This is a genomic window from Ulvibacter antarcticus, from assembly GCF_003688405.1.
GTDB classification, from domain to species: Bacteria; Bacteroidota; Bacteroidia; order Flavobacteriales; family Flavobacteriaceae; genus Ulvibacter; species Ulvibacter antarcticus.
In genome coordinates this window covers 38,495-59,688 of sequence record NZ_REFC01000015.1, presented here as the reverse complement: position 1 = coordinate 59,688, position 21,194 = coordinate 38,495, and the positions used below count along the sequence as shown (strand labels likewise).

The following is a 21,194-nucleotide window of genomic DNA, read 5'->3' as shown; positions in this document are numbered from 1 at the left end:
TGAGGATGAAATTTATTGATACCATAAAAAATGTTTGGAAAATAGAGGAACTGAGAAATCGGATCATCCTTACCTTGGGACTATTACTAGTGTACCGTTTTGGTGCTCAAGTAACTTTACCTAGTATAGATGCTTCATTACTTGGAGGATTCTCTGGTAATTTTGCAGGTGGTGGAATTGGTGGTTTACTTGATGCCTTTACTGGTGGTGCTTTTTCGAAAGCTTCAGTATTTGCTTTAGGTATTATGCCATATATTTCTGCTTCGATTGTTGTACAGTTGATGCAAATTGCAGTTCCATATCTTCAGAAATTACAAAAAGAAGGAGAAAGCGGAAGAAAAAAGATCAATCAAATTACACGTTGGCTAACAATAGGTATTTGTTTGGTACAAGCACCAAGTTACCTTGCAGGTTTATCTGCATTAGGAGTGCCAGCCGAAGCGTTTATCATGGGGCAAGGACCTATGTTCTATGTTTCATCTGTTATCATTTTGGTAACTGGTTGTGTGTTCGCAATGTGGTTAGGTGAAAAGATTACAGATAAGGGTATTGGAAATGGTATCTCTATCTTAATAATGGTGGGTATTATTGCTAATCTTCCACAATCATTTGCTCAGGAATTTGCTTCTAGAGTATTTGAATCTAATGGAGGTTTAATTATGATTCTTATTGAATTGGTCATCTGGTTTGTTATCATCTTGCTATCGATTATGTTAGTAATGGCGATGCGAAAGATACCTGTACAATATGCAAGAAGAACAGCTAGTGGTGAGTACGAGAAAAACATATTTGGTGCGAGACAATTCATTCCTTTAAAGCTTAATGCTTCAGGGGTAATGCCAATTATCTTTGCACAGGCAATTATGTTCGTTCCATCTGCAGTAGCAAGTCTTTCAAGCAGTGATATGGCGCAAGCCATGCAAGCTACCTTTAGCGATATTTTCGGACTTTGGTATAATGTAGTATTTGCACTATTAATTATTGTCTTTACATACTTCTATACTGCGATTACAGTACCAACCAATAAAATGGCTGATGACCTGAAACGTAGTGGTGGGTTTATTCCGGGTATTAAGCCTGGAACAGATACCGCAGAGTATTTAGATAGAATTATGTCTCAGATAACATTGCCTGGTTCAGTGTTCCTTGCTTTAATAGCTATTTTCCCTGCTTTTGTAGTGAAATTAATGGGGATACAACAAGGTTGGGCATTGTTCTACGGTGGAACTTCACTATTAATTATGGTGGGTGTTGCTATCGATACAATGCAACAAGTGAATTCATATTTATTGAACCGCCATTATGATGGTCTTATGAAGTCCGGTAAAAACAGAAAAGCAGTAGCATAATTATGGCAAAACAATCAGCAATTGAACAAGATGGAAGCATAGTAGAAGCATTATCTAATGCTATGTTTCGTGTAGAATTGGAGAATGGTCATATTGTAACCGCTCATATTTCGGGTAAAATGCGGATGCACTACATTAAATTATTGCCCGGAGATAAAGTAAAATTAGAAATGAGTCCTTACGATTTATCTAAGGCTCGCATAACTTATAGATACTAAAACGATGAAAGTTAGAGCATCAGTAAAGAAAAGAAGTGCCGACTGCAAGATTGTTCGCAGGAAAGGCAGATTATATGTTATTAACAAAAAGAACCCAAAGTTCAAACAAAGACAAGGATAAATTATGGCAAGAATCGCAGGTGTAGATATTCCTAAACAAAAAAGGGGTGTAATCGCGTTAACATATATCTTTGGAATCGGTAAAAGCCGTGCACAGGATATTTTAGCTAAAGCCGGAGTTAACGAAGACAAAAAAGTAAGCGAATGGAACGATGATGAAATCGGGGCTATTCGTGATGCTGTAGGATCTTTCAAAATTGAAGGAGAATTACGTAGCGAAATCCAATTAAGCATAAAACGTTTAATGGATATTGGATGTTACAGAGGTATTCGTCATAGAGTTGGTCTTCCTTTAAGAGGACAACGTACTAAGAATAACTCAAGAACAAGAAAAGGAAAGCGTAAAACAGTTGCTAACAAGAAGAAAGCAACTAAATAATCCAGAGATATGGCAAAGGCTACAGTAAAAGGTGCTAAAGGCGCTAAGACTACAAAGAAACGTAAAGTTAATGTTGAATCAACAGGGGCTGCTCATGTAACCGCTTCTTTCAACAATATCATTATCTCATTGACCAATAAAGCCGGAGATGTTATCTCTTGGTCTTCAGCAGGAAAAATGGGATTCAGAGGATCTAAAAAGAACACTCCTTACGCGGCTCAATTGGCTGCCGAGGATTGTGCAAAAGTTGCTCATGAGGCCGGTTTGCGTAAAGTAAAAGTTTACGTAAAAGGACCAGGTAACGGTAGAGAGTCTGCGATTCGTTCAATCCATAATTCGGGTATCGAAGTTACCGAGATTATCGACGTAACTCCAATGGCACACAACGGGTGTCGTCCTCCGAAAAGAAGAAGAGTTTAACACACTTAATGTGGGGACGTTCTTGTGAACATCCCCACTTATATATTTAATGAATATCAATCTGAAGGAATAGAGAATTAGAGGATTAACGTAAGACCTTAATTTAATTTTCCCTTCATAATCAATTAGAAATGGCAAGATATACTGGTCCAAAAACTAAAATAGCTCGTAAGTTTGGCGAAGCTATCTTCGGAGAAGATAAGTCCTTCGAAAAAAGAAATTACCCTCCGGGACAACACGGTAACAACCGTCGTCGTGGAAAAAAATCTGAATATGCTATCCAATTAGCGGAAAAGCAAAAGGCGAAATATACCTATGGTATTTTAGAGCGTCAATTTAGAAATATGTTTAAGAAAGCAACAGCAGCTCCTGGAATTACAGGTCAGGTGTTATTGCAATTATGTGAGTCACGTCTTGACAACGTAGTATACCGTATGGGTATCTCTCCAAGTAGATCTGGAGCAAGACAATTGGTTTCACACCGTCACATCACCGTAAATGGTGAAAAAGTGAACGTACCATCTTACCAACTTCAAGCTGGTGATGTAGTAGCAGTTAGAGAGAAGTCAAAATCTCTTGAAGCTGTACAAAGTTCGTTGAGTAATGCAAGTTCTGTGTACGAATGGATTACCTGGAATGGCGAAAAAATGGAAGGAACTTATGTTTCTATTCCACAACGTCTTCAGATTCCTGAAAACATTAACGAGCAGTTCATCGTCGAATTATATTCTAAATAATAAAAACACACGAGTCACACTATGGCAGTATTTAGTTTTCAGAAGCCTGACAAAGTTATCATGATTAATTCAACCGATTTCGAAGGGAAATTTGAATTTCGCCCTTTGGAACCTGGTTACGGATTAACAGTTGGTAACGCATTAAGACGAGTATTACTTTCTTCTCTAGAAGGATTTGCAATTACTTCGGTACGCATCGAAGGTGTTGACCATGAGTTTTCAACAATTGCAGGTGTAGTAGAAGATGTAACCGAAATCATTTTAAATCTTAAACAAGTTCGTTTTAAGAGGCAAATCGATGAGATCGATAACGAAACAGTTACAATTTCACTTAACGGTGGAGATCAATTAACCGCTGGAGATTTCCAAAAGTTTATCTCAGGTTTTCAGGTGCTAAACCCGGAACTTGTGATTTGCAATATGGATGCTAAAGTGAACCTGAACTTCGAAATTACTATCGAAAAAGGTAGAGGTTATGTTCCCGCTGAAGAGAATAAAAAAGCTAACGCACCTTTAGGAACCATTTTCACGGATTCTATTTACACACCAATAAAAAATGTTAAGTATAGCATTGAAAATTTCCGTGTAGAGCAGAAAACAGATTATGAAAAATTGGTTTTTGAGATCATCACTGATGGTTCTATCAATCCAAAAGATGCTTTAACTGAAGCTGCAAAAACTTTAATTCACCACTTTATGTTATTTAGTGATGAGCGTATCACCCTTGAGGCTGATGAAATTGCTCAAACTGAAACATACGACGAGGAATCATTGCATATGCGACAGTTGCTTAAAACAAAATTAGTAGACATGGATCTTTCAGTTCGTGCACTAAACTGTTTGAAAGCTGCAGAAGTTGATACATTAGGAGATCTTGTTTCTTTCAATAAGAATGATTTGATGAAGTTCAGAAACTTCGGAAAAAAATCACTTACTGAATTGGAAGAACTAGTGAATGTGAAAGGTCTTAACTTCGGAATGGATCTGTCAAAATACAAATTAGATAAAGACTAAAAAAGATACGAGATTTAAGATTTGAGACTTTAGATATTCTGTCTAACATCTCAAATCTTATTTCTTAAGTCTAATTATAAATGATTCATATTTTGCTCTCAGCCTTTGCTGATATGGAAGCAAGATGATGATTAAAAACAAATGTCATGAGACACGGAAAAAAAGTAAATCACTTAGGAAGAAAAACAGCCCATAGAAAGTCAATGTTGGCAAATATGGCTTGTTCCCTAATTGAGCATAAAAGAATTAATACTACAGTTGCAAAAGCAAAAGCGTTAAAGCAGTTTGTGGAGCCAATGATTACTAAATCTAAAACAGATACAACACACAACCGTCGTATTGTATATGCTAGATTGCGTCAGAAAGAGGCTGTTGCAGAATTGTTCAGAGATGTAGCTACTAAGGTGGGTGACCGTCCAGGTGGTTATACTCGTATCATCAAATTAGGAAATCGTCTTGGAGATAATGCAGATATGGCGATGATCGAATTAGTTGATTTTAACGAAATTTACAACGCTGGTAAAGGCACTAAGAAGAAAACGACACGTAGAAGTCGTCGTGGAAGTACTGCTAAACCGGCTGCTGCTCCTGCTGCTGAAACTAAAGCAACTAAGGAAGAAGAATAAATGTTACATCATTTATAAAATAACAAGGGATAAACAATTACTGTTTATCCCTTTTTTTATACACTTTCTTATTATCACACCATAAAGTGTATAAAATTTATATTGTTAAGAATTAATAATTTGTAAATTTTAAAAAGAGCATCTTTTAAAGTATTTTTGCACAACATCTTCAAGAAATGAAATATCAAACTAGAAAGAAAGCACTAATATTATTGGCTGATGGGACTATTTTCCATGGAAAAGCCGTAGGAGGGAAAGAAGGTTCGTCCTTCGGAGAAGTATGTTTTAACACTGGTATGACCGGTTATCAGGAAATATTCACAGATCCATCCTATTTCGGTCAACTAATGGTAGCTACTAATGCCCATATTGGAAATTACGGGACCTCTTCCGAAGAGATCGAATCCAATAGCATTAAAATCGCAGGGCTTATTTGTCGCAACTTTAGTTATCATCAATCAAGACCGGCTGCAGACGATACACTGGAAAACTTTTTAGCTAAGAATAATCTTTTGGCCATTAGTGAAGTTGATACCAGAGCTTTGGTGAACTACATTAGAGATAACGGTGCTATGAATGCCGTTATTACGACAGAGATTGATAATCTTGACGCACTTAAAAAGAAACTTGCTGACGTGCCTGATATGAAAGGCCTCGAACTGGCGAGTAAAGTATCTACTAAAGAGCCTTATTTCTTCGGAAATGAAAATGCTACCTATAAGATTTCTGCTTTGGATATTGGTATCAAGAAAAACATACTTCGAAATCTATCTGAAAGAGACTGCTATATTAAAGTGTTTCCATACGATGCTACATTTGCTGAAATGGAAGCCTTTAACCCTGATGGATACTTTTTATCAAACGGACCTGGTGATCCGGAACCATTAGAAGCTGCTATTGCAACTGCAAAACAGATTATTGATAATGGAACACCATTGTTTGGAATCTGCCTGGGGCATCAAGTTATTGCCTTGGCCAATGGTATTTCAACTTATAAAATGCATCACGGGCATAGAGGAATAAATCATCCTATCAAAAATTTACTTACCGGAAAAGGCGAGATCACATCTCAAAATCACGGATTTGCGATAAATAGAGAAGAAACGGAAGCTAATAAGGATATAGAGATCACACATGTTCATTTAAATGATCATACCGTGGCTGGTATTCGTATGAAAAATAAACCAGTGTTCTCGGTGCAATACCATCCAGAAGCGAGCCCAGGACCGCACGATGCTTCTTATTTATTTGATGATTTCCTGACAAATATAAAAAAACATAAAATGCAGACTGTTTAAAAAGATGTCAAGCTGAGCGCAGTCAATGTCTCGGTAGTGAAAAAGCAATTAACGGATCGATTATGCTTATTATAATGAAATTTTTTTCGATCAGTTTCAGTATCCAGTATCCAGTATCCATTAACCAATAACTAATAACCAAATCTCATGAGCATTATTATCGACATCCACGCAAGACAAATTTTTGATTCAAGAGGTAATCCAACAATCGAGGTTGACGTCGTCACTGAAAATGGTTATTTAGGAAGAGCCGCAGTCCCATCTGGTGCATCTACCGGTGAGCACGAAGCAGTCGAATTACGCGATGGCGGAAGTGATTATATGGGCAAAGGTGTACTAAAAGCAGTAGAAAATGTTAACGGCAAAATAGCGGGAACGCTTCTTGGAGTTTCAGTTTTTGAGCAAGCATCTATAGATAAGATCATGATCGAATTGGATGGTACTCCAAATAAGGCAAAATTAGGTGCTAATGCGATTTTAGGAGTTTCATTAGCTGTTGCCAAGGCGGCGGCAAATGAATTGGGAATGCCATTATACAGATATGTTGGTGGTGTGAGTGCTAAAACACTTCCTGTACCAATGATGAATATTATAAATGGAGGTTCGCATAGTGATGCACCGATTGCTTTTCAGGAATTTATGGTTATGCCGGTAAAAGCAAAGAATTTCTCTCATGCCATGCAAATGGGAAGTGAAATTTTTCATCATCTTAAAAAAGTGCTGCACGATCGTAACTTAAGTACAGCAGTTGGAGATGAAGGTGGATTTGCACCAACACTAGATGGAACAGAAGATGCTTTAGATACCATTGCAATTGCTGTTTCGAATGCAGGATATAAATTAGGTGATGAAGTCATGATCGCTTTAGATTGTGCTGCAGCCGAATTCTATGTTAATGGAAAATATGATTATACTAAATTTGAAGGTGATTCGGGTAAAATAAGAACGTCAAAAGAACAAGCTGACTATTTAGCGGAACTTTCAGAAAATTATCCAATAATCTCTATAGAAGATGGTATGGATGAGAATGATTGGGAAGGATGGAAGTATCTTACGGAAAGAATTGGAGATAAAGTGCAACTGGTAGGAGATGATTTGTTTGTTACCAATGTTGAGCGACTTTCAAGGGGAATAAATGAAAACATAGCCAATTCAATTCTTATTAAAGTGAATCAGATTGGAACACTATCGGAAACGATCTCAGCTGTAAACATGGCGCATAATGCGGGTTATACCTCAGTTATGTCGCATAGAAGTGGAGAAACTGAAGATAATACCATTGCCGATCTCGCTGTTGCATTAAATTGCGGACAGATAAAGACAGGCTCTGCATCTAGAAGTGATCGTATGGCGAAATACAATCAGTTGCTTCGTATTGAAGAACAGTTGGCAGATGTAGCTTATTACCCGAAAACAAAAGCTTTTAAGGTAAAGTTGTAAGCCAATTTATTTACTGGGTCTACATTTCTATTATCGATTTAGTATAATGTTCGTTTTTGATTGAAAATAATTTAAAATTTATCCTTTATTTAACCTAACGGATGCTTAGATTATTAAGAGAATAGATCAATAATTCGTACCTTAGCGTTTCTGAAAATTTTTAAAATTAATTCCTTTTTATGTCAAAAACAGCATCCCTCGAAGTCAATGGTAAAAAATACGAGCTTCCTTTAATTGAAGGTACCGAAAATGAATTAGCTATAGATATCAAATCTTTGCGATCGGTTACAAATGGTGTCATCACAATCGATCCTGGTTACAAAAATACTGGATCTTGTGAAAGTGCTATTACTTTCCTGGATGGAGAAAAAGGAGTGCTTAGATATAGAGGATACTCTATTGAAGAATTAGCAGAGAAAGCAGATTTTCTTGAAGTAGCTTATTTACTAATATTCGGGGAATTGCCAACAGCAGAAGAACTTGCAAAGTTTCATGCCGATATTAAGGCGCAATCTCATGTAGATGAGGATGTGAAAAAAATCATAGATGGTTTTCCGAAATCGGCTCACCCTATGGGCGTTTTATCCTCGCTTACTTCAGCACTTGTGGCATTTAATCCATCTTCGGTTAATGTAGACAGTGAGGAAGAGATGTACAATGCAATTGTTCGCATTATGGCTAAGTTTCCTGTGTTAACAGCTTGGGCGTATAGAAAACGTGTTGGTTTGCCATTGGATTATGGTGATGATTCTCTAGGATATGTGGAGAATTTCCTTAAAATGATGTTTAAAAAGCCAAGTCGCGAATACGAATCCAATCAGAAAGTAGTCGATGCACTTGATAAATTATTGATTCTTCACGCGGATCATGAACAAAACTGTTCTACCTCTACGGTACGAATCGTTGGTTCTTCGCATGCTGGATTATTTGTCTCTATCTCTGCAGGAATTGCGGCGTTATGGGGCCCATTGCACGGAGGTGCGAATCAGGCAGTAATAGAAATGCTGGAAGCTATTAAGGAAGACGGAGGAGATACTAAGAAGTACATGGCAAAAGCCAAAGATAAAAATGATCCATTCCGCTTAATGGGCTTTGGACACAGAGTATATAAAAACTTCGATCCTCGTGCAAAAATCATAAAAAAAGCCGCAGATAATATACTAGAAGAACTTGGAATTGATGATCCGGTGTTGGACATTGCTAAAGGACTCGAAAAAGAAGCCTTGGAAGATCCGTATTTTGTGGATCGAAAGCTATATCCAAATGTAGATTTCTACTCTGGTATTATTTACAGATCTATGGGGATTCCTGTGGAAATGTTTACAGCTATGTTCGCATTAGGTCGATTACCAGGATGGATCGCTCAATGGAAAGAAATGCGTTTAAACAAAGAGCCAATAGGCCGACCAAGACAGATTTATACTGGTGAGACTTTACGCTCTTTTAAAGATATAAAGAACAGATAACATATTAAGTTATTGTCTTAAAACCATCCACATTTGTAGGATGGTTTTTTTTATATTTACAACTATGATAGAATTAAATATCACAGACGAAGTTTCAAGATTAAGAGCTGTTGTTCTTGGCAGAGCCGATAGTAATGGCCCTGTACCAGCACTTGAAAACGCTTATGACCCTAAATCGGCAGAGCATATTAAGGCAGGAACGTATCCGAATGACATTGATATGACCCGTGAAATGGACGCTGTGGCAGCTGTGTTTGAAAAATACAATGTGACCGTTTATCGTCCAGATGTTATTGAAGATTACAACCAGATCTTCGCTAGAGACATCGCTTTTGTGATAGACGACAAGTTTATAAAGGCGAACATTCTCGAAGACCGTTCTAAAGAAATTGATGCCTTGCATAACGTGATGGAACAGATCGATCCTTCAAAAATTATCGAATTCCCTGAAGAAGCGCATATTGAAGGAGGAGATGTAATGCCCTGGGGTGATTATATTTTCGTTGGCACCTATTACGGTAATGACTATCCTTCATTTATAACTGCCAGAACCAACATGAATGCAGTGAAACACCTTCAGAAATTATTTCCAAATAAGAAGGTTAAATCGTTTAGTCTTCGGAAGTCGAATACAATTGCACAAGATAATGCGCTTCATTTAGATTGCTGTTTTCAACCATTGGGAAAAGGAAAAGCGATTATTCATAAGGATGGTTTTTTAATTGATGAAGAGTATGAATGGTTGGTTAATTTCTTCGGAAAAGAAAACTGCTTTCATATCACTAAAGAGGAAATGTATCACATGAATTCGAATATTTTCTCGATTTCTCCTGAAGTGGTTATTTCAGAAAAAAACTTTACCCGATTAAACACCTGGCTTCGTTCTGAAGGTTTTACGGTTGAAGAGGTACCTTATGCAGAGATATCAAAACAAGAAGGTTTGCTGCGTTGCACAACGATGCCATTAATTCGAGAATGATGTAATTTATAGAGTTGGTTTTCGTCTTATTGTAAAATCAACCATCATGAAACATCTATTTTTGGCAATGTGTGCCTTCTTTTCTTTTTCTGAAACCTTCTCACAAGGAAAAATCGATGGTTTTTATCGTGGCAAAGGAAATACAACAGCAGTTTTCGGATTAGGGTTTGAAGACAACAAGAACTACTTCATTGGTGAAGAAAAGTCCGATATAAGCCGAAGCCTTTATTATGTAAATCTCTACGGTGCCCATGGTATCACTGAAGATTTTGATGTCTCACTTTCAATTCCGTTTCTCTCAAGCAATAAGAATTCAGGGCTACAGGACATGCTATTATTCTTAAAATACCGTGTTTTTCAGAAGGAAATAGGAAAAGGGAATCTGCAACTTAGTTTGGCGGGTGGTTTTTCAACGCCTTTGAGCGACTACGAGTTAGGAGGGCTTAACGACATTGGGCAACAAGCGACTGTTATTGAAAGTAGGGCAATGGTTCACTACCAATGGCATAGCGGATGGTTTACAACTTTACAAAGTGGTTATTCATACAAATTTGAAGAAACACCTAGCAGCCTTCCCATAACATTTAAAGCCGGGAAAGCAGCCGGAAAATGGTATTACGATATGTATTACGATTATCAACATTCCTTTGGTGGAATCGATTACCGCGGAACTCCATCACCTCAAAACTTCAAAGAATTTGGATCCGATTTTCATAAAATTGGGAGCACTGTTTATAGATCACTCGGCAAAAACTTCGGAGGTTTTATAAGCCTTTCGTATGTGTTGAGTGGACGAAATGTGTTTCAAGGTCCGGGTTATGGACTTGGATTAGTTTACGACTTCAGAAAAAAATAGAAAACTTATTTCACCCTTCTCCCAATAGTAGTGAAAGAGAGACCTTGCTGACTTAAAGTCGAGTTCATCACTGCTTCAAACAAAGGTTCGGGGCAATTATCTGGAATTTTCCAGTCGAATATAAAGTTAGCACCTGTTCCGCCTTCCAGATCGAATTCGTCAATGATTATTTCCACAGTTTCCAAAGGTGAAAGGTAAATGGGCTTGTCGAAGTAATTACGTAACAATTTACCCTTGGTGTCGTAATATTTTGCCTTAGTGATATAAATAGTGTCTGAATCACTTGTATTTCTTAAGCTTACCATTGCTGTTAAGTTATGCGTGCGATGTTCCGAGTGGCTGTAAATTTGAGAATAAATTGATAGATAAGTTTCACCAATCTCAAGTGAATCTTTAATTATATCTTTTACAATATGGTTTGCGGTTCGTTTCTCCCAATTTAAGGGATTTATAGAACTAATCTCTTCACGTTCATTGCATGCAGAAAGTGTTATAATGATTAGTAGAAAGCAGATAATTTTATCCATATATCAGGTGTTTTACAGATGAGAATTAAAAAAAGTACAGGGGTAACGAAGTTAGTAGTTTCCTGCGTGATTTTCAAGCAGAAAAACACGTAAATTTGTAGTCTAAAAATTTCAACTTTGGCAGAACAAATTACCAATACAATTTTAATGATTCGCCCGGTAGCATTCAGGATGAATGAGGAAACGGCAGTTAACAATTATTTTCAGGAAGACCTTGCGATTAAGAATTCTGAAATAAACACTAAAGCTCAGGCAGAATTTGATGCCTTTGTGAAGAAATTGAGAGCCGTTGGTGTTAACGTAATTGTGGAACATGATGACCTAAAGATGGATACACCGGACTCAATTTTCCCGAATAATTGGGTGAGTTTTCATGCTAATGGTACAGTTGGACTATATCCTATGTTTGCCGAAAATAGACGTAGAGAGCGCAGAGAAGAGGTTATTGATCGTCTGGAAAGTGAAGGCTTTTATATTGAAGGTTATATGGATTATTCTTCTGCCGAGGATGAAGGGTATTTTTTGGAAGGTACTGGTAGTTTATTGTTAGATAGAGTAAATAATATAGCCTATTGTGCATTATCTGCTCGCGCCGATGAAGATCTTGTAATCGAATTCTGTGAGGATTTCGATTGTATGCCTGTGATTTTTACTGCTAATCAAACAGTAGAAGGAAAACGTCTTCCAATTTATCATACCAATGTGATGATGGCCTTAGCGGAAAATTTTGCCGTAATCTGTCTCGATACCATAGATGATAAACAAGAAAAGAAGAATGTTATTAGTCATTTAAAAAATTCAGGAAAAGAAATAATAAAGATTTCCGAAGCACAGATGCATCAATTTGCTGGAAATATGCTTCAAGTAAAAGGGAGTGAAAACAAATACATGGTAATGAGTCTAGCAGCTCATAAAAGTTTAAATAATGATCAAATTAAAGCGATAGAGAAGCATTGTGAAATCTTAAGTAGTGATCTGGAAACCATAGAAACCTGTGGCGGAGGAAGTGCACGTTGTATGATGGCGGAAGTCTTTCTACCTAAAAGTTAAATTCATTTATTTGCAATTCTATTTATCATTCCGGAAAAAATAAAATAATGGAATGGTAGCATTGTATACCAGTATAAGCGGCCGTATAATCCACGAGGTCTAAAGGTTGCCGTTTGATGCAACACATTTTTATCGTCAATTTTAAATTCTAACCACGCCTCTCCTGGAACTTTCATTTCAGCAAAAAGCAATAATCTTCGCTCTTTTTTATCGGCTAAGATTACTCTCCAAAAATCCAAAGAATCTCCTTCATATAATTTAGTAGGATGTGTTCTTCCTCTTCGCAATCCTACCCCTCCAAATAATTTATCAAGATAACCTCTCAGCCTCCATAAACTATTAGCGTAATACCAACCATTTTGTCCGCCAATACCCCAGATATTCTCCAAAGCTTTTTCCGGGTTTTTAAGTAAGATGCTTTGTTCATCTTTTAAGCAGCCTTGATCCGGTACTTCCACATATTTCCGAAGATCTTTACTAAAGCGGCCACTAATCATTGAATCTTTCCAACTCGAAACTACCTGATTCTGTTTGATCTTTTTAAAAGCAAGATCTATTGCTTCAACATACGAAATAGGCTCAATATTAAGGGATTGTTGCAATCTTTTGTCTTTTGTAATTACCTCTATTCGCATGCTATCTACAAGGTTTAAAGCCAATTTATAGGAAGTAGAAGTAACAAAATACAACCAGTAAGAAGATAGTTTCGGTGATAAAAAAGGCACATCCAAAATGTAAAGACTTAGACCTCGGTATTTTGAATATTCCTGCATCATTTGCTTGTAAGAAAGGATGTCTGGGCCTCCAATATCAAAAGAATCATTATAGCAATCCTCATTTCCTAACACTCCTGTTAGATAATTAAGAACATCCCGAACAGCGATGGGTTGACATCTTGTTTTTACCCAACTTGGGGTAACCATTACAGGCAATTTTTCACAAAGATCACGGATGATTTCGAACGATGCACTTCCAGAACCTACTATAATTGCAGCACGTAAAACCGTAAGGTCTGCCTTGCCTTCATATAATATGTTTTCAACATTTTGCCGTGATTTTAGATGTTTTGAGAGATCATCATCATTAACTATGCCGCTCAAATAGATCACTTGTTTGCAGTCTGTATTTTTGAGATATTCATTAAAATTTTTGGCCGATAGAGCTTCCTTTTCATCAAAATCGGAGGTAGAAGTACTCATCGAATGAATTAGATAATAAGCAGCATCCAAATCTTTTGGTAATATTTCAGGAGTAGGAGTCTCCAGAAAATCGATTTCAACTACTTCAATTTTTTTCCGAAGCTCTGTGTCTACCGATAATCGATTGGCATTCCGAACAGCACAAATTACCTCATGACCTTGATCAAGCAACAAGGGAAGTAATCTCATCCCAATATAACCATTTGCACCTGTAAGTAGAATTTTCACTTTTTTGTTTAAAGATAGTTATATATTGTTGAACGATTGTTCAAGAGTCTTTTTAAATATTAAATTGAACTTCAATATTATTTCCTACCTTTAAATTAATCAAAAAACATCATTTTTATGAAAATTCTAAGAACCGTTTTACTTATCGTAGGGGTAGTTTTAATCATTTTCGGATTGTATAACGCCTTTGTTCCCCAAGAAGTATTGGATATCGGTCCACTCGAGGTTTCGGCTAAAGAAGGCCTTAGTAATCAAACCTTGGGCATGATAGGAATAGGAGTATTAGCTTTGATAGCTGGAGTCTTTATAAAGAATAAGTAGTTTCTTATGGCTTCTGAAAAGCTTACAATTCGGGAGGTAACTTTCTCAGAACTTGATCTGCTTCGAAAGTTATCAATCGACACTTTTTTGGACACCTATGGGTCCGAAAATACTGAGGAAAATATGGGGCTTTATCTTTCTACCTATTTCAGTGAAAAAAGTCTCGCCCAACAATTTAAGAATAAAACAACCTTCTTCTATTTTGCGGAAAGAGGGAAGTCTGTCATAGGTTATTTAAAATTAAATTTTGGTGACACTCAGACCGAAAACAAAGTCCAAAACGCACTCGAGATAGAAAGAATATACGTATTAAAAGATTTTCAAGGACAGAAAATTGGTATACACTTATTGCAGCATTCGTTTAACTTGGCTAAACAATTAACATTAAAAAGTATCTGGTTGGGTGTCTGGTCAAAAAACACCAAAGCAATTCTGTTTTATGAAAAGAATGGATTTATTGCTTTTGATTCCCATCCCTTTATGCTGGGAAATGATCTTCAGGAAGACGTAATGATGAAACTTGACTTGTAATTATTTAGAGATCTTCAATGCGAGTTTCGGCACTTGCAGCCTTTGCAGAAAGCATTTTAGTAATAAATCGGTGAACAACTGTATTGCTTGCTTTAGCCTCAATCTTTATAAAATAATTATCTCGGTGAAACGAATATTCTTCCGCTTTTCCTTTATAGATAACGAGTTTATAATATGGAATTACTAGAGCATATGATTCTAACAACGATCTAAAACCAATAATAATTCCCTTTGGACGTAATTCAATATTACATTGGTTTCTATTGTTATCCAATATAAGCAAATTGTGAATTTGAATACTGGTTTCTGTAATAATGAGTTTTGTAGAGCCAATTCCGCGCATTTTAAAACGCTCGGCTAAAGTAAATGGTTTTCCAACTTCGTGATCAATTTTAGCGGTTATTTCCCTGTTATTGTAAGAAACATTTAACAACATTTTTTTATTTAAAGATACCATTTAGCTAAAGAACGAAACCTTAAAATTCTTGTATCTTTGTCGTCGCTTTCAAAATATGCAAAAGCTATCTTTGATAAACACATCGTTATGAATTTACAGCTCATTTTAGAATCAGAAATTAAAAAAGCAATACAAAATTTGTATGGTGCTACCTTAAATGAAGTAGAATTTCAGGCAACACGCAAGGACTTTGAAGGAGATATTACCGTTGTGATTTTTCCAATGCTACGCGTGGTTAAGGGAAACCCGGTTTCTATTGGTGAGGCGATTGGGGCTTATTTAGTCGAGAATGTTGCGGAAGTTTTAAAATTCAATGTGGTAAAGGGTTTTCTAAATCTAGTATTGAGTGATCGTTATTATTTGGATTTCTTCGGAAGTGTTTCCGATTTTTCCAACTTCGGAAAGATGCCACAAGGGGAAGATGCTATGATGGTCGAATATTCATCTCCCAATACTAACAAACCCTTACATTTAGGGCACATCCGAAATATATTACTGGGATATAGTGTAGCCGAAATCGTAAAAGCTTCCGGAAAAAAAGTCTACAAAACTCAGATTATTAACGATCGCGGAATTCATATTTGTAAGAGTATGGTTGCCTGGAGCACTTTCGGAAATGGTGAAACACCCGAGACTACTGGACTAAAAGGAGATAAACTCGTCGGGAATTATTATGTGAAATTCGACAAAGTATATAAAAAACAAATTGCCGAATTAAAAGAAGCTGGCAAATCGGAAGAAGAAGCGAAAGCGGAAGCTCCAATTTTACAGGAAGCTCAGCAAATGCTCCTAAAATGGGAGGCAGGCGATGCAGAAATCGTGGCGTTATGGAAAAAAATGAATGGATGGGTTTACACTGGTTTCGAAAAAACCTATGAGGCACTTGGTGTAGACTTTGACACCCTTTATTATGAAAGTGACACCTATCTCTTAGGAAAAGAATTTGTTGCCGAAGGATTGCAAACCGGAGTGTTTTTTAAGAAAGAAGATGGCTCTGTATGGTGCGATCTAACCAACGAAGGACTAGACGAAAAAATCGTGCTTCGATCTGACGGGACAGCGGTATACATGACCCAGGATATTGGAACTGCTATTCAACGTGTCAAAGATCATCCGGATGTAAGTGGAATGATTTATACCGTAGGTAATGAGCAGGATTATCATTTTAAGGTATTGTTTTTAATTCTGAAAAAACTTGGTTTTAACTGGGCGAAAAATCTATTTCACCTGAGTTACGGAATGGTAGATTTGCCTTCAGGAAAAATGAAAAGTCGGGAAGGTACTGTGGTTGATGCCGATGATCTTATTGAAGATATGACTGCCACGGCCAAAAAAATAAGTGAGGAGTTAGGTAAAATTGATGCCTTTTCCGAAGAGGAAAAAGATGAGTTATATCACACCATTGGTTCCGGAGCTTTAAAATATTATATTCTTAAAGTTGATCCTAAAAAACGAATTCTTTTTAATCCGGAAGAGAGTGTGGATTTTCAAGGAAATACAGGACCTTTCATACAATATACCTACGCCCGGATTCAGTCGATCTTACGAAAGGCAAATGAAAATGCTGAATTAGGGAACATAGATATAGACACTCTAAAAAATGTGTCTTTACATCTTAAAGAAAAAGAAGTACTTAAAATACTTCAGCAGTACCCGGAAGTTATTCAATTGGCGGCTACAAATTACAGTCCGGCCCTGATCGCAAATTACACCTATGATCTGGTAAAAGAGTTCAATTCCTTTTATCAAAATGTGCCGATTCTTGCCGCCGATACTATTTCAGAAAAACAATTTAGAATTCAATTGGCAAAAGCAGTCTCCGATGTCATAAAATCAGCATTTTCACTAATGGGAATTACGGTTCCAGAGAGAATGTAGAAAGTGGTTTTAAAAAAGAAATTGCACTGAAAAATTAGGGGTAAAGCCAAGCGATACTTCATCGATCTGATTGACACGAGCTTCGCCGTTTTCGTCAGTATCTATGGCATAGCGAGTGTTTAGAGTGTTTTTAGTTCCGAAAACATTTACAAGTGCAAAATTGAATTTGGCATCCAGACGTTGCGATAGCTCCCAAAGATATTCGGCCGATAGATTGGTTCTAAAATAATTGGGAAGCCTCTCTTCATTTGGCCGATCGTAATTAATACTAAAAAAACCATTTTGCTCGTTGATTTCATTACCTCTTAAGGGTGATGTATAGGGTTTTCCGGTATGCCAGTTGACTCCCATTGCAAATTTTAAGTTGTTAAGTGTATAAACACTGGCGATAGTCGCCGAATGATGAATATCCAAATTACTCGGAAAGTTGGAAGGAGTCAGTCCTTCGAAGTGATAATCATTATTAATGAACATATAACTTATCCAAGTACTAAAGTGTTTGGATTTCTTGTTAAGCACAAATTCAAAACCTTTTGCGTCATAGTTTCCGCTGCTCCTCGCAAACTGAAATTGATTTTGAAAACCTTGATTGGAAGTCGTAATTCCTTCCACTTGCTTATAGAAGCCTTCCAGATTGATAAACCAATTGTTTTTATTGAAGGTGATGCCGATGGAGGCTTGTTTACTTTGTATAATTGGCACATCAACTTCATCTGCAAGCACCCAACGTCGTTTTTCAACCCCTAAAAAATCGCTTTCGAAATCGATGCGTTGGGTTGTTATCTGACTTTTAAATTCACCAAGTAATTGTAATGAAAAGCCACCTCCTAATTTTTGATGAATGCTAAGTCTAGGTTCGACAAGAGTTTTGTTGAATTTATCAAAATAATTTGCACGTAGGCCACCATAGAAATGAGTGTTATTTTGATTGGGCGAATAATCGGCAAAAGCATACACAATATGCGTTCGAAGCACATTTTTTTCATAGCTTCGGAATCTGGGCAGGTTGATATCCTGAGTATTGGCTATTCCAACTTCGGAAAAATGATAGCCACCTTCAATCCGTAGTTTTTCTGAAGCTTCATATGAAACATCTAACTTCAAACCTAAATCCAGCACTTCGTTTTCCTGCTCAAGTTCTTGTGTAGTAAAGATCTCCTCGTTAATGGAATTGAGTAAATAATAACTGCCATACCCAAGGAAATTGGTTTTTATCTTTTCATTCCATTGTTGCTCCCAGTATATGCCACCAACTATACTGCGCTGCTGTAAATCACTGGTTTCTGAATTTTGTGAACCATCAACTGTTTCAGTGAACTCCAAGGCATTGTCGACCGTGAGAAAATTCAAGCGTAATTTTGTGTTCTCGTTTACATCCCAAAGAAATTTGGTGCTAAAATCGTAGAAAGTAAAGGTATTATCTGATGATACAATTTGTCCGGTTTCGTCACTCTCAATTCGTGTGATTTCCGTATCCTGAAATACTTTGTCTTCATAAATGCCGTAGATAGGGGATTCCAGAAAATCGTTTATAGATCGCCTTCCTGAAACCTGAACACCAAATTTATCTGTCACTGGAATTTCGGCAAAGGCATGCGTGTTTATTAGGTTAAATCCCGCGCCTCCACTAAGTTTATCGGCTATATCATTATGAGACCGCATATCGATTACACCCGATACTCCTTCTCCAAATCGCGGGTGAGTACCATTCTTAATAACAGTAACTTTCTTAGTAAGATCGGGGTTAAAGGCAGAAATAAGTCCGAAAAAATGTCCGCTTTGATACATCTTAATATCATCCCATAAAATATTATTTTCGTCGTGTGTTCCACCGCGAATATTGATGTTCGAAATGGTTTCATCCACACTTTCTACACCGGGGAGTCCTTGTGCAATTTGAAGTACATCGCCTTCAACCTGTCCGGGCAGCAACCCAAAGTTATCGGTATCGATAATAAATGAACCGTTTAAATGTTTGCTTATTCCTTTTGTAAAATAGGTGCGCAGTAGTACTTGTTCTAGCTGCGAAATCGTAGGATACATTTTAAAAACCGGGCAATCAGAATTTAGCTCGGAAGTTGCAATTCGAAGTGTTTCATAACCAACATAGCTTATTATCGCATTTTGAATGGTCTTGTCTGCCTTTAGTTGGAAGGATCCTTCAGCTGTAGTGACAGTCGAAAAACCGTCATCGTTGGTGCGTACTGTTGCTTCCTGAAGTGGCGCCAATGTGACGGCGTCGATAATCTTTCCGCAGAGAAAAACAGCATCATTTTTAAAAATAACACTGATATATCTATCATTAATTCTATTGAATTGAAGTGGGGTGTTATTACTTAAAAAAAGAAGTGCATCGTCAAGGGTATTGGTAGGTGGATTACTAACTTCCATTTGCGACATAGCTTCGGAAGCATATGAAAATCGGACGTCGAATTTTTCTTCGAGTAATGTAAATAATGTGACAAGAGAGGTTTTTTCAGAAGTTTGAGCACTTAATATGCAACAACTAAAAACGAGGAAAATAAATAAGAGCTTTACATTACATCTACGGACTCCGTTTTGCATAAATGGTTACACTTTCTTCATCAATAGTATATGCAAGGTGTAATGGATCACAAATGGTTTGCAAGGCGAGATTAAGGTCCTCGTGCGTGAAACTACCTGTAAAACGAAGGTTTGCATTACTAAATTTTGCGGTTAATTTAATAGGATACTGTCGTTCTAATTCGTTCAAGACTGTCGTGATATCTGCGTCGTTAAAGCTGCTTTCATTCGTTGTCCAAGACGGAATTCCAAGCGGTGTCGTAGTCTTGGTTATTAATTTTCCATCTTCAATTTTCAATGAATTTCCGGCAGACAATTTTATAAGTGTGTCACTATAAGCTACGCTCACTAAGCCTTCAAAACAACTTACCTTAAAAATGTCGTCTCTGCTGTAGACATTGAATTGGGTTCCTAAAACACTTACAACTCCTTTTGAAGTGTTTACCTTAAACTTTTTACCTTTCTTAACAATAAAATATGCTTCACCATCCAACTCTAATGCTCGGTCTCTGGCCCATTTTCCTTTGTTATATGAAAGATTGGAATTTGAATTAAGTATCACTTCCGATTTGTCCGGCAATAGAAAACTTTGTTTTTCTGCTATTGGAGTTGAAATAGTGGTGTCTAAAGATAAAAGATACATATAACCACCAACTATAAATACAAAAATTGCGGCTATTTTTAAAAGTAGCGAATATGGGTTTAGCTTTTTTACTTTCCCACTCTCTAGTATTTTCGAAGTGATTATTTTATAATTTGAGGTACTGTCGGGAACCGGAGTCTCCAATTGTGAAACTGACTCGGCAATTTTAACATAGGAGTTGTGCGCCGTAGATGCCTTAAGTAGCTCGACTTCTTCGGGAGTGGCCGTTCCATTTAGCCATTTGTGCATAATTAAATCCAAATTCATATTCTTTTCATTCATACTAATAACAGCTGTAAGATAGTTTACCCTACTCTATACCTTAAAATTGTCAATTTCATTTCTCAACGAAGCTAATGCCTGGCTCATCCTTTTTTCTACTGCTTTCACGGAAATTGATAACATTTCGGCAATTTCTGCATACTTTTTACCTTCTATTCTATTTAATAAAAAGGCGGTACGTTGCCCTTCGGTAAGATTGGCAATGGCATTTTCCACTTTGATTTTAAACTCTTTTTCTTCTAATACAAATTGCGGTGATTCACTATTTACGCTAATGGTTTGTCCTTTCACGTGTTTTAGTACCACTTTTTTGTGAGCTATTTCGTTTAAAAAAGCGTTGTTAGTAATTGTATATAGATAAGATTTTACCTTAGCTGGCGTTGTTTTAGAACAGTTTTGCCATAATTTTATAAAGGCTTCCTGCACCAAATCATTCGCTTGCTCTTGATTTCCGCATTTATAATAAATAAATCGCCATACCTCTTTATTAAGGTTGTTGTATACTTTTTTAAAAACCGATTCTTTACAAATGTCTTCGTTAATCTCCATAAATTGATATGCTACTCAAATATATCTAAAAAGTATTTTATATTTTGGGTAGGGTAATATTTGTTTTGACTGTTTCAATTATA

General features: G+C 36.8%; 23 protein-coding genes. 17 read left to right on the top strand and 6 right to left on the bottom strand.

Annotation, left to right across the window (positions count from 1 at the left end; genetic code table 11):
- Nucleotides 1–5 precede the first annotated feature (5 nt).
- The 13 genes from secY (at nt 6) to BXY75_RS14450 (ending at nt 10,902) form a co-directional block, all read left to right on the top strand.
- The gene (secY, locus tag BXY75_RS14510; RefSeq protein ID WP_121908499.1) at nt 6–1,349 is read left to right on the top strand and encodes a preprotein translocase subunit SecY; all 1,344 of its coding nucleotides are present in this window, start codon (nt 6–8) and stop codon (nt 1,347–1,349) included.
- Nucleotides 1,350–1,351: 2 nt separating this feature from the next.
- On the top strand, nt 1,352–1,567 hold the full coding sequence (gene infA / locus BXY75_RS14505; protein ID WP_068763107.1) for a translation initiation factor IF-1: 216 nt from the start codon (nt 1,352–1,354) through the stop codon (nt 1,565–1,567).
- Nucleotides 1,568–1,571: 4 nt separating this feature from the next.
- The gene (gene ykgO, locus BXY75_RS14500; RefSeq protein ID WP_009779203.1) at nt 1,572–1,688 is read left to right on the top strand and encodes a type B 50S ribosomal protein L36; all 117 of its coding nucleotides are present in this window, start codon (nt 1,572–1,574) and stop codon (nt 1,686–1,688) included.
- 3 nt (nt 1,689–1,691) lie between these two features.
- Nucleotides 1,692–2,066 (top strand): 30S ribosomal protein S13, encoded by a 375-nt coding sequence (gene rpsM / locus BXY75_RS14495; RefSeq protein WP_121908498.1) that lies wholly within the window; start codon nt 1,692–1,694, stop codon nt 2,064–2,066.
- A 9-nt stretch (nt 2,067–2,075) separates the two neighbouring features.
- Nucleotides 2,076–2,486, top strand: a complete 411-nt coding sequence (rpsK, locus tag BXY75_RS14490; RefSeq protein ID WP_121908497.1) for a 30S ribosomal protein S11 — start codon at nt 2,076–2,078, stop codon at nt 2,484–2,486.
- Nucleotides 2,487–2,617: 131 nt separating this feature from the next.
- Nucleotides 2,618–3,223, top strand: a complete 606-nt coding sequence (gene rpsD / locus BXY75_RS14485; RefSeq protein WP_121908496.1) for a 30S ribosomal protein S4 — start codon at nt 2,618–2,620, stop codon at nt 3,221–3,223.
- A 21-nt stretch (nt 3,224–3,244) separates the two neighbouring features.
- On the top strand, nt 3,245–4,237 hold the full coding sequence (locus tag BXY75_RS14480; RefSeq protein WP_121908495.1) for a DNA-directed RNA polymerase subunit alpha: 993 nt from the start codon (nt 3,245–3,247) through the stop codon (nt 4,235–4,237).
- A 146-nt stretch (nt 4,238–4,383) separates the two neighbouring features.
- On the top strand, nt 4,384–4,863 hold the full coding sequence (gene rplQ / locus BXY75_RS14475; RefSeq protein WP_121908494.1) for a 50S ribosomal protein L17: 480 nt from the start codon (nt 4,384–4,386) through the stop codon (nt 4,861–4,863).
- Between the two features lie 176 nt (nt 4,864–5,039).
- Entirely contained in the window at nt 5,040–6,161 is a 1,122-nt protein-coding gene (gene carA / locus BXY75_RS14470) for a glutamine-hydrolyzing carbamoyl-phosphate synthase small subunit (protein ID WP_121908493.1), read from the top strand.
- Nucleotides 6,162–6,308: 147 nt separating this feature from the next.
- Nucleotides 6,309–7,601: a phosphopyruvate hydratase gene (gene eno, locus BXY75_RS14465; protein ID WP_121908492.1), complete on the top strand. Its 1,293-nt coding sequence runs from the start codon at nt 6,309–6,311 to the stop codon at nt 7,599–7,601.
- A gap of 179 nt (nt 7,602–7,780) precedes the next feature.
- On the top strand, nt 7,781–9,067 hold the full coding sequence (locus tag BXY75_RS14460; protein ID WP_121908491.1) for a citrate synthase: 1,287 nt from the start codon (nt 7,781–7,783) through the stop codon (nt 9,065–9,067).
- Between the two features lie 64 nt (nt 9,068–9,131).
- On the top strand, nt 9,132–10,046 hold the full coding sequence (locus BXY75_RS14455; protein ID WP_121908718.1) for a dimethylarginine dimethylaminohydrolase family protein: 915 nt from the start codon (nt 9,132–9,134) through the stop codon (nt 10,044–10,046).
- A gap of 46 nt (nt 10,047–10,092) precedes the next feature.
- Nucleotides 10,093–10,902 (top strand): transporter, encoded by an 810-nt coding sequence (locus tag BXY75_RS14450; protein WP_121908490.1) that lies wholly within the window; start codon nt 10,093–10,095, stop codon nt 10,900–10,902.
- Between the two features lie 5 nt (nt 10,903–10,907).
- Here the strand turns inward: BXY75_RS14450 and BXY75_RS14445 are convergent, their stop codons facing one another.
- The gene (locus tag BXY75_RS14445) at nt 10,908–11,429 is read right to left on the bottom strand and encodes a DUF3124 domain-containing protein (protein WP_121908489.1); all 522 of its coding nucleotides are present in this window, start codon (nt 11,427–11,429) and stop codon (nt 10,908–10,910) included.
- Nucleotides 11,430–11,576: 147 nt separating this feature from the next.
- On the opposite strand from BXY75_RS14445, the gene ctlX reads away from it, so the two are divergent.
- Nucleotides 11,577–12,479, top strand: a complete 903-nt coding sequence (ctlX, locus tag BXY75_RS14440; protein WP_121908717.1) for a citrulline utilization hydrolase CtlX — start codon at nt 11,577–11,579, stop codon at nt 12,477–12,479.
- A gap of 2 nt (nt 12,480–12,481) precedes the next feature.
- Here the strand turns inward: ctlX and BXY75_RS14435 are convergent, their stop codons facing one another.
- The gene (locus BXY75_RS14435) at nt 12,482–13,906 is read right to left on the bottom strand and encodes an SDR family oxidoreductase (protein WP_121908488.1); all 1,425 of its coding nucleotides are present in this window, start codon (nt 13,904–13,906) and stop codon (nt 12,482–12,484) included.
- A 117-nt stretch (nt 13,907–14,023) separates the two neighbouring features.
- Between BXY75_RS14435 and BXY75_RS14430 the strand changes: the two genes are divergently transcribed.
- Complete coding sequence (locus BXY75_RS14430; RefSeq protein ID WP_121908487.1) at nt 14,024–14,227, top strand: hypothetical protein; 204 nt, start codon at nt 14,024–14,026, stop codon at nt 14,225–14,227.
- A gap of 6 nt (nt 14,228–14,233) precedes the next feature.
- Nucleotides 14,234–14,758: a GNAT family N-acetyltransferase gene (locus BXY75_RS14425; protein WP_121908486.1), complete on the top strand. Its 525-nt coding sequence runs from the start codon at nt 14,234–14,236 to the stop codon at nt 14,756–14,758.
- 4 nt (nt 14,759–14,762) lie between these two features.
- Here BXY75_RS14425 and BXY75_RS14420 read toward each other — a convergent pair whose 3' ends face one another.
- Nucleotides 14,763–15,194, bottom strand: a complete 432-nt coding sequence (locus tag BXY75_RS14420) for a hypothetical protein (protein ID WP_121908716.1) — start codon at nt 15,192–15,194, stop codon at nt 14,763–14,765.
- Between the two features lie 108 nt (nt 15,195–15,302).
- Between BXY75_RS14420 and argS the strand changes: the two genes are divergently transcribed.
- Nucleotides 15,303–17,093, top strand: a complete 1,791-nt coding sequence (argS, locus tag BXY75_RS14415; protein WP_121908485.1) for an arginine--tRNA ligase — start codon at nt 15,303–15,305, stop codon at nt 17,091–17,093.
- 9 nt (nt 17,094–17,102) lie between these two features.
- Here the strand turns inward: argS and BXY75_RS14410 are convergent, their stop codons facing one another.
- The 3 genes from BXY75_RS14410 to BXY75_RS14400 all read right to left on the bottom strand — a co-directional run bounded on the left by BXY75_RS14410 (nt 17,103) and on the right by BXY75_RS14400 (nt 21,111).
- A complete protein-coding gene (locus BXY75_RS14410; protein WP_121908484.1) occupies nt 17,103–19,658 on the bottom strand; it encodes a TonB-dependent receptor in 2,556 nt (851 codons plus the stop codon).
- Complete coding sequence (locus BXY75_RS14405; RefSeq protein ID WP_170152907.1) at nt 19,639–20,529, bottom strand: FecR family protein; 891 nt, start codon at nt 20,527–20,529, stop codon at nt 19,639–19,641. The genes BXY75_RS14410 and BXY75_RS14405 overlap by 20 nt, the downstream gene beginning before the upstream one ends.
- Nucleotides 20,530–20,595: 66 nt before the next feature.
- Nucleotides 20,596–21,111, bottom strand: a complete 516-nt coding sequence (locus BXY75_RS14400; protein WP_121908482.1) for an RNA polymerase sigma factor — start codon at nt 21,109–21,111, stop codon at nt 20,596–20,598.
- Nucleotides 21,112–21,194: the final 83 nt, after the last annotated feature.